The following is a 15,306-nucleotide window of genomic DNA, read 5'->3' as shown; positions in this document are numbered from 1 at the left end:
TCATAATAACAAATTCTGGTGATAGGGAGATCAAGCTTCAATCAGCAACTGTCTCAGGGGATATAGTCCAGGTGCTGAATCCCACAATCTACATAAATGAATGGCTCCAGCCCGGCTCCTATTACAGGCTAAAAACGAGGGTAAATGTGCCGAAAGGTGCTTCCTCTAACGGCTATGCCCTAGTAACAGTGACTGTTTCATATCAACTTGGATCAGCTACATTGCAAAAATCAGAGGTATTTAGATTTGATATTGATAGCTCCGGATCCCTAGGACCTGATATAGTGATAAGCACAAATAAAACATCGTTGATGCCAGGAAGAGAACAGGAAGTCCCAATAGAAGTGAGAAATGTCGGAGATCAGACGGCAAACAGAGTTGAGATAACATTTCAGCAGGGACAGGGGATAACAATAATAGGACCATCTAACATATACATAGGGGACATGAGGAAGGGAGATGAGAAGCTCATAAGTCTCAAGGTTCTTCCCTCAGCAGGATCTGATTACTATGTGCTACCAGCTGTTGTAACGTATATGAGGTGGTATCAAGGGGATTATGTGAGTCTCCAGAAACAGCTAAGCTTGGGATTCTCGTCTGTTCAGAGAGCAGAGGTGATAATAGCTTCAGCTCAAGCTACTCAATCCGGTGGATCTGTCAGGATAACGGGGGTTTTAGCTAACACTGGGAACAGGGATGCCTCAAACGTCAACATAACTGCATTTGGCTTCGCAGGAGGAGCTGGGATGAATTTCAGCAGAAGAAATATCACTATGATAAGAAATGTGACAGGATTCAGTGGAATATGCAGAGCCACAAGCTACATAGGGAGTATAAAACAGGGAGACACCTCAAGCTTCTACCTCTCTTGTAACATAGGAAATGCCACATTAGGCTTTATCAACCTAACTGTGAACTATGAGGCATCTCCCGGAAGCTATGGCAAGTATTCCACGATAATACCAGTTTTTAAGACCTTTACAGGAGAGGTACAGATGGCTAGGACAGCTCAAGGAGGAATAAGTTATATATACGCCCTGCTGCTGGTAATAGCATCGCTGCTAGTCGGATTTATCCTAGGAAGAGGAATACAGAGGGGGAGGAAAATTTGAACCCCCTTGACATAGTGAAGTTCTCAGTTAAAGCCATAGCTGTGAGGAAGAGGAGGGCAGCTCTCACCCTCATAGGGATATTTGTTGGAGTCGTCACCCTCACTGCAGTTGTTTCTTATGCTGAAGGGTTTGGTGTTTACATAAACCAGCTTATAAAGGGATCAAGCCTCAGGACGATATATCTGATGTCGATGCAGAGTCCCCTTACCGATTCTGATATCTCCACCCTTTCCACAATACCCCATGTTGAGAGAGTGGCTCCGATGGTTAGGCTTTCCACGAGCATAACGATAAATGGAATAACATCTAGGGTTAGTATAACAGGCTTGGACATGGACTACCTTCAGGACGCTGCACCCGATCTCAAGATATTGGAAGGGGTAATACCTCAGAACTATGAAGGAGGGGCCATAATAGGGTACAATTTAGCAGAAAGATTTGTGGACGATCCAACAGCTCTTGTCGGAACTACTGTAAAGATAATGGGGAGCAACATAAGGATAAGTGCTGTTGCGGCTCCTTACGGGACATCTATATTCACTGATGTGGATAACTCAATTATACTGCCCCTTGACGTCGCGGAGAAGCTGCAGATGAACTTCTTCAGGGCTGCTAGAGGATATGCTATTGTGATGATAGTGGCTGACAGCGAGTCCAATGTAGATTATGTGGTTGATGAGCTCAGGTCAGAGTTTGGCGATACAGCAACAGCTATCTCAATGAAGGATGTGCAGAGAGCCTTGAGCACTATGATAAACACGTCTGTCTTGGTTATTGGTGCAATAGCAGGCATGACCATTGTTGTCGCATCAATAGGTATGATGAACTCCATGTACACAGCTGTTACCGAGAGAACTAAGATAATAGGGACGATGAGGGCATTGGGTGCCTCAAGAAGAGATATAGTTCTGCTTTTCCTAGTGGAAGCCATGATAATAAGCATCTCCGGTGTCTTGCCCGGTATGGCAGCAGGCTATCTGGGTGCCTTGGCATTTTCATCGCTGACAGGTGGAATGCTAACAGTTGGAGGAGGTATGACCGTAGGACAGCGTAGACCAGCTGGTGGAATGGCTGTCCGGGCTCAACCGGCAACTCAACCCCAGATAAGCGCATCCATGGTTCCAACTCTTCCTCTGGAGATAGCACTTATGATATTCCTCATAACAGTTGCTGTTACTATAATAGGAGCAATACCTCCATCTCTTAGAGCTGCAAGCTTGGAGCCATCAGAGGCCTTGAGATACGAGTAAGAGTTAATTTTTACAACCTTTTTTACTTTGAAATCCTTAGGATATATTTATATTTTCGCTTGGGAGAAAAATTCTGCTCCTCATGAAGAGGAGGTGAAAAATATGAGAGGAGTATCAAAGGCTGTTTGGGCAGCTGTTGTCATTGTAGTGGTGATAGTACTGGCTGCTGCAGCCCTGCTTATGCAAAAGCCAACGCCACCTCCCGCACCACCAACTCCTAAATATGCCGATACGATAACGATAGGAACCACTGATAAGATCTCCGATCTGGATCCGGCCATGGCGTATGACTTCTTCACTTGGGAGGTGTTCAACAACGTGATGGAGGGGCCATTCAAGTACAAGCCTGGGACAACAGATCTGGAGAAGGGGATAATAACTGATTATCAGGTTCAGGAGGGAGGGAAGGTCTACATACTAAAGCTTAGGACTGATCTCAAGTTTGCGGATGGAAGTCCCTGCAATGCAAACACGTTGAAGTGGTCTATAGAGAGAGTTGCGAGGATAAACGGAGATCCAGCCTGGTTTGTCACAGATCTTGTGGACAAAGTTGATGTATTAGATAATTACACGCTGAAGATCACGCTTAAGTCTCCCCTGTCATTCTTCCCAGCTATATTAGCTGTTCCCACATACTTCCCAATACCTCCGGATAAATATCCAGCAGATAAAGTATCATCGGACAACACAGCTGGAGGAGTTGGACCATACAGGATAGTGAAGTTCGTTAGGGATCAGCAGCTTGTGCTTGAGGCGAATCCATATTATTATGGAACACCACCTAAGACAAAAACTGTTGTTATAAAGTTCTATAAGGATGCTACAACTCTTAGGCTTGCTCTCGAGAGCGGGGAGATAGATATAGCTTGGAAGACGCTGAACCCAACGGATATAAACAGTCTGAAGACGAAGCCAGGGATAAAGGTCTGGGAGGGACCAGGATCATTCATAAGATACATAGTGTTCAACACAAAAATACCTCCGTTTGATAACAAACTTGTGAGACAGGCCCTTGCAGCAGCTCTAGATAGGAACTCAATAGCTCAGAAGGTGTTCCTTGGGACAGTTGATCCTCTCTACAGCTTGATACCAAATGGAATGTGGGGACACATAGATGCATTCAAGGACAAGTACGGAGAGGCCAATTTGGACCTTGCAAAACAGCTCCTGAGACAAGCAGGATATAGCGAGAGCAACAAGTTGAAGGTAGAGCTCTGGTACACTCCATCCCACTACGGAGATACTGAGGCGGATGTAGCTGCATTGATAAAGGAGGCATGGGAGAAGACTGGAATGGTGGAGGTTACTGTGAAAAGCGCTGAATGGAGCACATACCTTGATCTTACAAGGAAGGGGCAGCTTGCTGTCACGCTTTATGGCTGGTATCCAGACTATATGGATCCGGATGACTACACCTTCCCGTTCCTCCACACAGGATCAAACAGATGGCTTGGAAATCCATACAGTGATCCTGAAATGGATAAGATGCTTGAACAGGCCGAAGTTGAGCCAGATCAGTCAAAGAGAGTTGATTTGTACAAGAACATACAGATAAAACTTGCTGATGATGCTCCAATAGTCCCGATATTCCAAGGAAAGCTTTATGTAGCATCAAAGGACACAGTTGGAGGCATAGTTCTCGATCCTCTGATGCTGCTGAGATACTACCTGATATACAAGCAGGTAGGTAGCTGACCCCTTTTCCTCTTTTTTTGGTGATAGGATGGCCTCATTGAAGGCATATATAGCAACTAGGGTTGTTCTCACAGTACCGATGATACTCATCCTCCTTACTTTAGTCTTCTTTGTGATGAGAGTTCTCCCAGGGAATCCTGTTATAGCGATAGTTGGGATGAAGGCATCCCCAAAGTACATAGCTGAGCTGGAGCATCAGCTTGGCTTGGATAAACCCTTGTGGCAGCAGTATCTGGACTATCTAGGAAAGCTGATACAAGGAGATCTTGGGACATCGATGATATGGGGAAGAAGGCCTGTTATAGCTGAGATAATGGATCATTTTCCGGCAACCCTTGAGCTGACAATTTGCAGTTTTATTGTAAGCATAATCATAGGTATAGCCACGGGCATGATAGCAGGAGTAAAGAAAGGTGGCAAAGTGGACTTCTCGATGAGAGTGTACAGCATAGTCGCTTATTCCCTCTTCATACCATGGTTTGGGATGATGCTTCAGCTTATCTTTGGGGTGTGGCTTAATGTGCTTCCCGTAGGTGGAAGAATAGACCCTCTTCTTGAGCCAAAGCATATAACAGGCCTTTATATAATTGATAGTATATTAACACTTAATTTTAAATCTTTAGTTAATGCACTAGAGCACCTAGCTCTTCCGTCATTAACCCTGGGCATAGTCTTGAGCGGCATCTACACAAGGCTTGTCAGATCCAGCTTAATAGAGGTCTTCTCTCAGGACTTTATCAGGGCATGCAGGGCAAGAGGGCTTAAGACATCATCTATACTCTTCAGACATGGGCTGAAGAACGCATTGATACCAATACTGACGATGATGGGCCTTCAGTTTGCCCTTCTTCTTGCAGGGGCCGTTTTAACAGAGACTACATTCTCCTGGCCTGGAATGGGAACATTTCTGATGGAGAGAATAGAGTACAGGGACTTCACCACAGTTCAGGGAACAATAGCATTCTACGCTCTTTTCGTAGCCCTAGTGAGCTTGGTTGTGGATCTAATTTATGCGTATGTGGATCCGAGGATAAGATACTGAGGTGATTAGAATGCTTAAGGAAATCAGATCGGCTGGCGTGGACGGGCTCATGATAATAATAGGCCTGATAATAGTTATTTCTGTGACTTTTATGGCTGTTTTCTCCGAGTACATAGCTCCTTATGATCCAATAACACCGGTTGGAGGGGCTGTTGAGCCTCCCTCGAGCAAGTTCATAATGGGGACAGACTCAATAGGGAGAGATGTCTTCAGCAGGGTTGTCTTCGGCTCAAGGACTATAATGTTCGTTGTACTCCTTTCAACAGCTATGTCCATGCTGATAGGAATACCCTTGGGCATACTATCGGGCTATGCAGGAGGATTACTGGACAGAGCTCTTTCCCTTGTTATGGACAGCATATATGCGTTTCCTGGCCTGATACTTGCGATAGCTATAGCAGCGATGCTAGGTCCAGGGGTTTACAACACAGCAGTATCCTTGGCTGTTGTCTACATACCAACCTACTTCAGGATGGTCAGGGGACAAGTGCTCTCCCTGAGGGAACAGCTGTTCGTCGAGGCAGCCAGGGCAATAGGAGCTAGAGGCAGCAGAATAATGTTCAAGTACATATTTCCCAACTTAATATACATAATAGCTGTGGTCTTCTCATTAAATGTAGCTGATGCTATACTAACAGAAGCTGGTCTGAGCTTTCTCGGCCTGAGCGTTGTTTCTCCCACTCCAGACTGGGGATTTGACCTTAAAAATGGCCAAAGATACTTCCTTTCAGGCATATGGTGGCCTGTTGTTTTCCCCGGAGTGATGATAATACTGCTTGCCCTTGGATTCGGTTTTCTTGGCGAGGGATTGAACGCAATAATGGGGAGGGAGGAGAGGTGATTGCTTGCTTAAAGTAGAGGATCTTGCAGTGCACTACATCGGGAGAAAAACTGTTAGGGCCCTTGAGGAAGTAAGCATTGAAGTCAAGAAAGGGGAGATAATGGGCGTTGTTGGGGAATCAGGAAGCGGAAAGACAACACTGGGCCTATCAATTCTGAAACTACTGCCCCCAAATGGAAGGATAGTTAATGGCAGGATATATCTGGATGATCTCGATATAACTAGCATGACAGAGGAGAAGATGAGGGAGATAAGGGGAAAGCAGATATCCATGGTATTTCAGGATCCCATGACATCTCTCGATCCCCTCATGAGCATTGGAGATCAGATAACTGAGACAATAACGACTCATGAAAAGATACCAAAGAGAGAAGCTGAGGAGAAGGCATTATCCCTTCTGGAGGCAGTTGGAATATCAGGAGACAGGTTCAAGGACTTTCCTCACCAATTGAGCGGGGGAATGAGGCAGAGGGTGATGATAGCAATGGCTTTATCGCTGAACCCGAAGCTAATAGTTGCTGATGAGCCAACAACAGCTCTGGATGTTATAGTCCAAGATCAGATAATGGATCTTTTCAGAAGCTTGAGGGAGAGATTTGGCGTTGCATTCATGTTCATATCCCACGATCTCTCACTGGAGCTGGAGGTTGCTGATAGAATAGCGGTTATGTACGGAGGCTGGCTTATGGAGCTGTCTGAAAGCAACAAAATAGCAGAGGATCCTCTATCTCCATATACTAAGGAGCTGCTGGCTGCAATACCAAACATAGAGCTTGAGGATCAGAAGCTCAGGTTCATACCGGGAAATCCCCCCGATCTCTCCAATCCCCCATCGGGCTGCAGGTTTCACCCAAGATGTCCGAGCAAGATGGATATATGCAGTGAAAAAGAGCCACCTATATCAAATATTGGGGGAAGAGTTGTGAGATGCTGGCTTTACGGAGGGTGATCTCATGCTTTTATCAGTTTACAATCTAGTCAAATATTTCCCAGTTGCTAGATCTTTTATAGAGAGGTTGTTTGGGGAGAAGAGATATGTAAAAGCAGTCGATGGCATTTCATTTGAGATAGGAAAAGCTGAGATATTCTCATTGGTCGGGGAGTCAGGAAGCGGAAAGACAACTACAGGAAAGCTTATCCTTAGGCTGATAGAGCCTACATCAGGAAAAATAGTGTTTGATGGGGTCGATATAACGCATATAAGAGGGGAAAAGCTGAGGGAAATGAGGAGGCACATGCAGGTGATATACCAAGATCCTTACGCATCCCTAAACCCTAGGATGAGGGTTGGAGATGCCATAAGGGATCCTCTTGAGGTTCATGGAATAGCAAGAGGCGAGGAGGCAAAAAGCATTGTCCTAGAAATGCTGGAAAAAGTTGGGCTCACTCCACCGGAGGACTTCTACAGAGCATATCCTAGGAGCTTAAGCGGGGGACAGAGGCAAAGAGTTGCGATAGCTAGGGCGATGATAACAAAGCCAAAACTTGTGGTTGCTGATGAGCCCGTATCCATGATAGATGTCTCTCTTAGGGCATCAATACTCGATCTCATGCTCAAGTTTAGGGATGAGATAGGATTATCATATTTATTTATAACACATGATCTGGCAGTTGCAAAATATATATCTGATAGAATAGCCATAATGTATCTGGGAAAAATTGTTGAGATGGGAGATAAAAAGGAGATATTCTCAAATCCGCTGCATCCATACACCAAAGCTCTAATGAGTGCCATTCCTGTTCCGATTCCGGGGAGAAGAAGGGAGAGAATAAAGCTTTCAGGGGAGATACCATCCCCAATAGATGTGCCGTCAGGCTGCAGGTTTCACCCAAGATGCCCGAGCAAGATGGATATATGCAGTGAAAAAGAGCCAGAACTTCTGGAGGTCTCAAAGGGGCACTTTATTGCATGCCATCTTCTGGCATAACTTCTGAATTTCATCTTTTTTGCTCTCTTTTCACAATTCTCGGCTCAACTGGGATTATTGCTATCTCCCTCTCTAATATGCACTCCGGGTTCTCCACCACAACATAGGAGGAGATCCCCATCTCTATATCAGAGAACTTTGACCTGAAGGTGTAGGGATAAAAGTAGGAGACGTCCTCAGGCCTAGTTATGTCCTTCTCTATTCCTATCTCAAACCATCCATGCCTTCCCTCAGCCCTTGTTAGATCCCCCTCTGAAAGGATGTATATATTGCTGTGGCTCTCCTCTCCTTTAATTAACCACTCCTTCACCTTTATCCCAACAAGGGATTTCGATGCATCCCCTCTAGGCAGCTCAAATTCTCCTCTTATCACATCACCAGGCCTGTATATCGATTTTTCAAGCTTTATTTCATGCATTTCTCCAGATGTCTCCTTAAATGATGGCATTACCTTCAATCTAAGCTCCTTTCTTGGCCACATAAATTTCCCACTGAGCCTTGGGATCCCGAAGACAAGGGACCACCTCACCTTGAAGTTTCTCGAATAAACTGCAGGCGGAAGCTCAGCAGGACACTCTATCTCAAACCTTCCTTTTCCAAGCTTAACATTTTTCCTGTATGAATAAAGAATTTCCCACTGATGTGGTTCTCCCCTTAGATTGCTAGCTATCAGAACAATCAAAAAGGCATCTATGCCCTCTTTCTTTACCTCTCCTACAACCGGCTCTCCCTGTCTCAACAGGTTTTTCTCCACTATCACCTCCATTAGACCACCTCCACTAAGTAATAATCCCTGAGCCACCCAGGTCTCCTCAGAACTTTTATACTATCATAATCCCTGTTGTAAAGGTGAAGCTTCACCTTTCTTTCACCTTTTATCTGCCTCAGATAGTTTATCAGGTCTTGAGCTGCTTCTTTCAGCAGTATCCTCCTCGAGTCCGCTCTTCCAGTTTGTTTTCCATAAAAATCTAATAACTTGTTCAATGAATGCCATCTTAGCACAGACACCACGTAGAACAGGATCACGCCAGCTATAAGAAGGTAGTTAGCAATTTGTCCTAATGAGATTACATATAACAATACAGATAGGAGGAGCAATGTGAATGTTATCCTTATTAAAAGTCTTGAAATAAGAAAGACCGATGACCATGTCCTCGCGCTCCTGTCCTTCAGCGGGAGGTTTATCATATAGTCTATCGACGACATCAGCACTTTTTTCCTCCCCCTGTCTATAACACCTCTTATGTCATCAGCGATCTCCTCATATTTTCCCTCAAATACCTTTGGATCGGCATTTCTTCCAACTCTGTAGGCATCAAGAGCCTCTATTAAGTATGATACATTGTCTATCAGCTTCTTTCTCTCCTTATCCATCCAATTCACCCGTTAAAATTTTTTACAGATTTTTACATAATCCCCAGTTGAAGTTATCCTCCTTGTTATTGAGAGTAAGGATTAAATAATAAACCTTGCTGAATTAAGCATCCCTCGTCGAAGAGGGATTGTGAAATCGACGAATGCAGAGGTGATATGTGTGGGAACGGAGGAGGCGCCTACACTATTCGTTAGGAGGGCCTCTGGTCTTGTGAGAACTATAGGACCTTTCACAGCATTCATGATAGTCTTCACACATACAGTAGGAGGAGGAATACACAAACTGGCAGTTATAGCATCGTACAGCAGTCCAGGTGCGTTCATACCATACTCATTTCTGGTAACAGGTATTCTAGCTGGGTTAACAACTGCATTCGTGTACTCAGTCATGGGATCCATGATGCCCAGGACCGGAGGAGATTATATATTCATAACAAGAGGTCTCAGCCCTGCCTTGGGCTTTATTGCCTCATGGGGATTCTGGTTCACTGAGGTCCTGAGCTTTGGTATAATAGCATGGTATTCAATAGATTTCTTTGCAACAGCTTTAACAGCTGGAGGAATAGCGCTGAAGAGCACTGACTGGCTCAACGCAGCTCAGTGGGTGGCATCCGCGGAAGCTCACTGGATACTAGGTATACTATTTGTGTTAATATTCTCAATAATAGCACTATTTGGAATGAGAGTATATGGCTGGCTTATAAACATCCTCGGAACCCTTGCGATAATAGGGTGCATCACAAACCTGATAATACTGGCTGGGTGGGGTCTTGCCCCTGGGGCATCTGTTGCAGGATGGAACAGGATATATGGACAAGGTGCATATGAGAAGATAGTGCAGAAGGCATTTCAGATGTCCGACAATCCAGCGTTTCCAGTCGCTCCGTTCAGCTGGTCTGACACAATGAGGGCAGGAATTGGGGCCATATGGGCATACATAGGGATAACAGCTGCTGTGTATGTGGGAGGAGAGCTGAAGAGCCCGACCGCATCCCTTCTGATAGCTCAGGTCCTCGGAACAGTATTGATAATGTCATACTACATAACATTACCATTCCTTGTCTACTCAGCTTGGGTTGTTCCACAGGACGTCCTGCAGAAGGTCGGAGCTATGCCTGTTCTCCAGAAGCTCGGAGTTCCTCCAGACAGAGTTTACTTTACGGCTTTGTATCAGTTCCTCATGGATCAACTGGGACCAGCTGAAGTAGCAAAACTACTAGGAGTGCCTCAGAACATGCTGATGCCAGGAGGCGTTGTTGTGACATACACTGTAGCGTTATTGCCGCCTGAGTTAGCTTGGTTCCAAGTTCTTAATGCTACACTGGTCGGAATAGTTCTTCTCAAGGACATACCTGCATTCTTCGTTGTCTGCAGCAGGATGATATTTGCATGGGCATTTGACAGGTTCTTCCCAGAGGTGTTTGCTGCTGTAAATGCGAGGTTCCACAGCCCGCATTGGGCAATAGCGCTTGTGCTGGTGGGAGGTATAGCCGGAGTGCTTCTCAATATACTGAGCGGGGAGTGGCTTGCCTCCGTGGACACAACGATGCTTTATCAGTTCTCAGTCATGTGCGGAGCCCTTGCAGGTGCTGTGTTGCCATATCTTAGGGCAGATCTCTATGAAAAATCACCATTGAAGGTTGAGATAGCGAAAGTACCTCTTATCTCAATAATAGGAGCCCTTGCATTTGCAGTAAACTTCTACTTCCTCATAGTAGCGGGAAGCTGGCTCAACATAGAGAAGGACTTGGTGATGCAATCTGCATGGATGGGGATAGGTGCCTACATATTCCTAGGCTTCCTGATATACAACCAGAAGCGTGGCATAGATGTGAAGACAATCTACACAGAGATACCTCCTGCCTGAAGTATCTCCAAATTTTTTACCCTTTCTTTAGCTTTTTTTCTGTTAAAAAAATTAACTTATAACGAATAAGAAATAGCACTATTTTCCTTAAATACAAGAGGAAAAGCTTATTAATATGACAGATATACCTGCTTAGGAGGTGTAATATGTGACCATAAGGATGTTCTTTGCCGCGGACATCCATGGAAACACGATGGTCTGGAGGAAGTGGTTAAATGCTGTAAATGTATATAAAGCAAATGTGATAATTTTAGCAGGAGATCTCACAGGAAAAGCAATTGTTCCCATATTCGACAAAGGAAATAGCTATGAGGCAGAGGTGATGGGGAAGAAATACACAGCAAAAAGCAAGGATGAGCTGGAAGCTTTGAAGGAGAGAATAGAGGGTATATCCTATTATTATATAGTTTTGACCCCGCAGGAAGCGCAAGAGATAGCAGCAGATCCCAAGAAACAGGAGAAGCTGTTTGAACAGGTGATGGTGGAGAGGCTGAGAAAGTGGCTTGACCTCCTAACAGAAAAAGTTGACCTGAAGAATGTGACCGCAATTGTTATGCCTGGGAATGATGATGAGAGGTACATAGATGAGACTATAAAGAGCTATGAGGATAGAGGAGTGATATATCCTTTGGACAAGACTGTTGAGATAACATACGGATATAAGATAATAAGCCATGAATATGTAAATCCAACACCTTGGAACACTCCGAGGGAAGCTCCTGAGGATAAGCTTGAGAAGATCCTCAGGGAGAAAATAGAGAAATCCGGGGAGAAGGATTTCTCAAAAGTCCTGTTTAACTTCCACTGTCCGCCTTACGACACTAAACTAGATCTAGCGCCTAAACTGGATAAGAATCTGAAGCCAGTGTATGTGGGAGGAAAGCCATTGATGGTCCATGTGGGATCAAAGGCTGTTAGAAAGCTGGAGGAGGAATATCAGCCGTTGATGGGGTTACATGGCCATATACATGAGAGCTATGCGAGTGATAAGATAGGGAGAACCATAGTTGTCAATCCGGGGAGTGAGTACACAGAAGGACTTTTGAGGGGATTCATAATAGAGTTTGAGCCCGATGGTCTGAAGAACTACTGGAAGATAGAGGGTTAAACATGAAAGAGGGAATCCACTTCGTCGAGATGGATGAGGAATCCTTTGTCAAGGAGTGCGTTGATCTTCTGAAGAAGGCACAGGAAAAGGGAATAGTGATGAGAATACTCGGGGCTATGGCAGTATACATACACTCAGGCAATAATGCAAGATTAAGGGAGATACACAGGATGAGATTTGGAGAGGGAGTTCCGATGTTCACAGATCTAGATTTAATGGCTTACAGCAAGCAAATGAATGATATAAAGAAGTTCTTTGAGTCCCTAGGATACAAACCAGACAGGATGATAAACATCCTATTTCCAGGAAAGAGGCTGATATACTACCATCCCGAGGGGAAGTATCACATAGATGTCTTCTTCAACAAGCTTGAGTTCAGCCATGATGTCCCCTTTGGAGATTCTCCTGGAAAGGGAAGATTGGAGCTCAGCTTTCCTGCAATCTCTCCCACGGATGTCGTGCTTGAGAAACTGCAGATACATCACATAAACAGGAAAGATCTTGTTGATCTGATAGTCATGTTTCTTAGTCATGAGCTCTCAGATAGGGATGGGGATGGCCTGATAAACAAGAAGTACATAGCCAAGCTCTTGGCAGATGACTGGGGATTCTGGTATGATGCAAAGGAAAACCTTGAGAAAGTGAAGGGAATGGCCAGTACTCTGGTAAAAGAGGGAATCCTAAAGGAGGATGAGGCTCAAATAGTTGTGAAAAAAGTTGATGAGCTGATAAAAGCAATAGACGAGGAGCCAAAGACCAAAAATTGGGAGAAGAGGGCGAAGAAGGGCACAAAGGAGAAGTGGTACAGAGAAGTGGATGAAATAGTTAGATAGTTTTAACTATTTTTTATCAATTTCTCCCTATATTCTTTCAATACATTTAAAATATTGATCTCTTCCCTCTCATCTATCTCTGCCTCGGATGAAAGCCTGAGCAGATCCTCCTCCTTTATATATGGAACTACACCTCTCCACCTGAGCTCCAGCTTGCTACCATCGACCAGAAGGATATCAGAGCCCCTTATCTCATCCAAGAATTCGTGAGATGGACTTCCACCCCTATATATCAGAACTCTTATTCCTGTCTGCTTCAGAAACTTGGCTGCTCTCTGACCTGCACCGCTTATATCGAGCACCAAGATTACATCGTTGCTTGTAATCCTACCTTTATTTATGAGATATTTTATATCATCTACTGATAGGCTTCTCACAACCTTCAGTGGGATCCATCCCGAGAGATCCACTTCCTCCTCCCTCTCCGCAATCCTCTCGAGCTCTTTCCTCAGGATCTCATTTATTCTTCTCTCATTCTCAAGCTCCTTCATAAGCTCCTCTATCCTCCTATCCCTCATCTCTATCCTCCTATCCTTTTCTATCTCCATCGCCCTGATGTCCTCCAGCTTCTCTATTCTCGCCCTAAGCTCTCTTATCTCAGCCTCCTTTTGCCTCAACATCTCCCTGTATTCATTTATTATCTCCTTCATTGAGTTTATCCTCTCAACTAGCTTTCTGCAGTCAGCTGGAACCTGGATCTCCCTTGCAATCTCCCTTCTCTGCTCTTGTTTCACCTCCGATGACAGCTTTATTGCATCGTCTATTGCATATCCCTCCACCAGCCTTCTGAGAAGGATGTTCCTGTCAAGCTCAACTCCAAGCTCCCTCACTCTGCTCATCGCCTTGGAGAACAGAGGCTTAAGCCTTTTATAAACCTTCAGAACTGCTGCAAGAGAGTCCCTCTCGTGAACAGAGCCCAGCTTTATTGGTTCTTCTCTTACATAATCCAATATTATATCCATTTTCTCATCAGTTCTCATCTCCTTTTTGGCTACCTCAACTCTCACACCCAAGCTTCCAGCTATTTTCAGGACATTTTTTGGTGGAGGATCCACATCTGTTGCTATTATTATTGGGGATCCATGGCTCACTATCTCATCTATGACCTCTGACCTAGACGCCCTTCTGAGTGTACACAAGTGCACTATTCTTCCATCCAGATCTATTATAGCTATTCCAAAGTTCAGCCCTGGATCCAGACCAACAAGAATGGGTCTGTTGCTCTGCTCCTTGACAAATTTCAGCTGGCTCTCCCAAGCTGGCACTAGAGATATCCTCACAGGTCCCCAATCATCCTCCTTCAGCACTCCAGCTAGCCTCTCCCTCACCTTCTCCTCCGCCTCATACACTATGAACTCAGCTCTCCTCAGCCCTCCTGGGGATCTAAGGGCATAGAGATCATAGTCTATCTCAGCTTTTCTAAGGGCATCCTCTATTCTTCTGGTCTCCTCCAGTATTACTGCATCGAGGGATCTCATCCACCTCTCTCTTCCAGAACCCCCCTGTTTCACGCTTCTATTTCTCGATATCAATATTCTGCACTCGGGCTTTAGCGTGAGTATCTCTTTTCCCACTCCTCTTGAGGCGAGCACAGCTGATGCTCTGGCCTCGCTCAGCGGATCCCTCTCATCCAAAGCTATATTATATGCCTCTGCCAGGTCTTTCAAGCTCTCAAATATTCCTCTATCTGTTATCGTCACCTGCACTATTCTAGTTTTCCTAGGAAGCCTGCTCATCAGGGAGTATATGTCCCTAGCTCTTCCTATGAGCTCAAAAACATTGTCAACAGCTATGATATCTGCATCATACCTTCTTGCTATCTTCATCAGGTCATAGAAAGTAGCTGATTCAAGTTTATCCACTTCTTTTTCCCCTTTTATAACCGAAACTGCATATTTTGCGCCTTTTCTGGATCTAGGGGAACCTGAGATCAAATCAACTCCTACAACTGTCTTGATGGAATCAAGAGAGGACCCGCTCACGGGGCAACGACCTCTTTCAAGCAGTTCACTGAAAATCTATATTTAAACATTAGATTTCTAATAATGAATTAAATGTTATATTGAAAATTTTTGTAAAACAGCTTTTAAATTTAAATTTAGCACATATCATTAAATTCTGTTTATAATATATAAATCATCTTAAATATGCACTAAAAACATATTTTTCCCTTTAAAAGATATTTTATACCATTTTTCAGCGGATAACTCCTGTTCTCATGCAGTTTGGGCAACCGATATATCAGGTTTTTCAGCG

The 15,306-nt window shown here is 44.5% G+C and carries 13 protein-coding genes; 10 read left to right on the top strand and 3 right to left on the bottom strand.

The window, feature by feature from the left end; all coding sequences use genetic code 11:
* The 7 genes from D6D85_RS16215 to D6D85_RS06515 all read left to right on the top strand — a co-directional run.
* The coding region (locus D6D85_RS16215) for a COG1361 S-layer family protein (RefSeq protein ID WP_161969722.1) at nt 1-1,112 on the top strand (1,112 nt) is incomplete at its 5' end.
* Entirely contained in the window at nt 1,109-2,362 is a 1,254-nt protein-coding gene (locus D6D85_RS06540) for an ABC transporter permease (RefSeq protein WP_125671272.1), read from the top strand. The genes D6D85_RS16215 and D6D85_RS06540, both read left to right, overlap by 4 nt.
* A 102-nt stretch (nt 2,363-2,464) precedes the next feature.
* Nucleotides 2,465-4,057, top strand: a complete 1,593-nt coding sequence (locus tag D6D85_RS06535) for an ABC transporter substrate-binding protein (protein WP_125671271.1) — start codon at nt 2,465-2,467, stop codon at nt 4,055-4,057.
* Between the two features lie 28 nt (nt 4,058-4,085).
* Nucleotides 4,086-5,099 carry an ABC transporter permease gene (locus D6D85_RS06530; protein WP_125671270.1) on the top strand — a complete coding sequence of 338 codons (1,014 nt, stop codon included), beginning with the start codon at nt 4,086-4,088 and terminating at the stop codon, nt 5,097-5,099.
* Nucleotides 5,100-5,109: 10 nt separating this feature from the next.
* Nucleotides 5,110-5,940, top strand: a complete 831-nt coding sequence (locus tag D6D85_RS06525; RefSeq protein WP_125671269.1) for an ABC transporter permease — start codon at nt 5,110-5,112, stop codon at nt 5,938-5,940.
* 4 nt (nt 5,941-5,944) lie between these two features.
* Nucleotides 5,945-6,889, top strand: a complete 945-nt coding sequence (locus D6D85_RS06520; protein WP_125671268.1) for an ABC transporter ATP-binding protein — start codon at nt 5,945-5,947, stop codon at nt 6,887-6,889.
* 4 nt (nt 6,890-6,893) lie between these two features.
* Nucleotides 6,894-7,868, top strand: a complete 975-nt coding sequence (locus D6D85_RS06515) for an ABC transporter ATP-binding protein (RefSeq protein WP_125671267.1) — start codon at nt 6,894-6,896, stop codon at nt 7,866-7,868.
* Between the two features lie 10 nt (nt 7,869-7,878).
* Here D6D85_RS06515 and D6D85_RS06510 read toward each other — a convergent pair whose 3' ends face one another.
* Both D6D85_RS06510 and D6D85_RS06505 read right to left on the bottom strand, forming a co-directional pair.
* Nucleotides 7,879-8,670: a hypothetical protein gene (locus D6D85_RS06510; RefSeq protein WP_125671266.1), complete on the bottom strand. Its 792-nt coding sequence runs from the start codon at nt 8,668-8,670 to the stop codon at nt 7,879-7,881.
* Entirely contained in the window at nt 8,634-9,242 is a 609-nt protein-coding gene (locus D6D85_RS06505; RefSeq protein ID WP_125671265.1) for a hypothetical protein, read from the bottom strand. The genes D6D85_RS06510 and D6D85_RS06505 overlap by 37 nt, the downstream gene beginning before the upstream one ends.
* Nucleotides 9,243-9,402: 160 nt before the next feature.
* On the opposite strand from D6D85_RS06505, the gene D6D85_RS06500 reads away from it, so the two are divergent.
* The 3 genes from D6D85_RS06500 (at nt 9,403) to D6D85_RS06490 (ending at nt 13,050) form a co-directional block, all read left to right on the top strand.
* Nucleotides 9,403-11,109: an APC family permease gene (locus D6D85_RS06500; protein WP_125671264.1), complete on the top strand. Its 1,707-nt coding sequence runs from the start codon at nt 9,403-9,405 to the stop codon at nt 11,107-11,109.
* Between the two features lie 148 nt (nt 11,110-11,257).
* Nucleotides 11,258-12,217 (top strand): metallophosphoesterase family protein, encoded by a 960-nt coding sequence (locus D6D85_RS06495; RefSeq protein ID WP_125671263.1) that lies wholly within the window; start codon nt 11,258-11,260, stop codon nt 12,215-12,217.
* 2 nt (nt 12,218-12,219) lie between these two features.
* Nucleotides 12,220-13,050: a hypothetical protein gene (locus D6D85_RS06490; RefSeq protein ID WP_125671262.1), complete on the top strand. Its 831-nt coding sequence runs from the start codon at nt 12,220-12,222 to the stop codon at nt 13,048-13,050.
* Nucleotides 13,051-13,052: 2 nt separating this feature from the next.
* Here the strand turns inward: D6D85_RS06490 and D6D85_RS06485 are convergent, their stop codons facing one another.
* The gene (locus D6D85_RS06485) at nt 13,053-15,032 is read right to left on the bottom strand and encodes a DUF460 domain-containing protein (protein ID WP_125671261.1); all 1,980 of its coding nucleotides are present in this window, start codon (nt 15,030-15,032) and stop codon (nt 13,053-13,055) included.
* Between the last annotated feature and the right edge of the window lie 274 nt (nt 15,033-15,306).

Origin of the sequence: Candidatus Methanodesulfokora washburnensis (assembly GCF_003947435.1) — an archaeon.
Classification (GTDB): domain Archaea; phylum Korarchaeota; class Korarchaeia; order Korarchaeales; family Korarchaeaceae; genus Methanodesulfokora; species Methanodesulfokora washburnensis.
Note: the sequence above shows the minus strand (reverse complement) of the source record. Positions and strands in the feature narration are given on the sequence as shown.

Bases quoted from the DNA above. Each gene is read 5' to 3' on its own strand.
- D6D85_RS06515 (WP_125671267.1), top strand. From the start codon at position 6,894: ATGCTTTTATCAGTTTACAATCTAGTCAAATATTTCCCAGTTGCTAGA.
- D6D85_RS06490 (WP_125671262.1), top strand. From the start codon at position 12,220: ATGAAAGAGGGAATCCACTTCGTCGAGATGGATGAGGAATCCTTTGTC.
- D6D85_RS06535 (WP_125671271.1), top strand. From the start codon at position 2,465: ATGAGAGGAGTATCAAAGGCTGTTTGGGCAGCTGTTGTCATTGTAGTG.
- D6D85_RS06530 (WP_125671270.1), top strand. From the start codon at position 4,086: ATGGCCTCATTGAAGGCATATATAGCAACTAGGGTTGTTCTCACAGTA.
- D6D85_RS06505 (WP_125671265.1), bottom strand. From the start codon at position 9,242: ATGGATAAGGAGAGAAAGAAGCTGATAGACAATGTATCATACTTAATA.
- D6D85_RS06525 (WP_125671269.1), top strand. From the start codon at position 5,110: ATGCTTAAGGAAATCAGATCGGCTGGCGTGGACGGGCTCATGATAATA.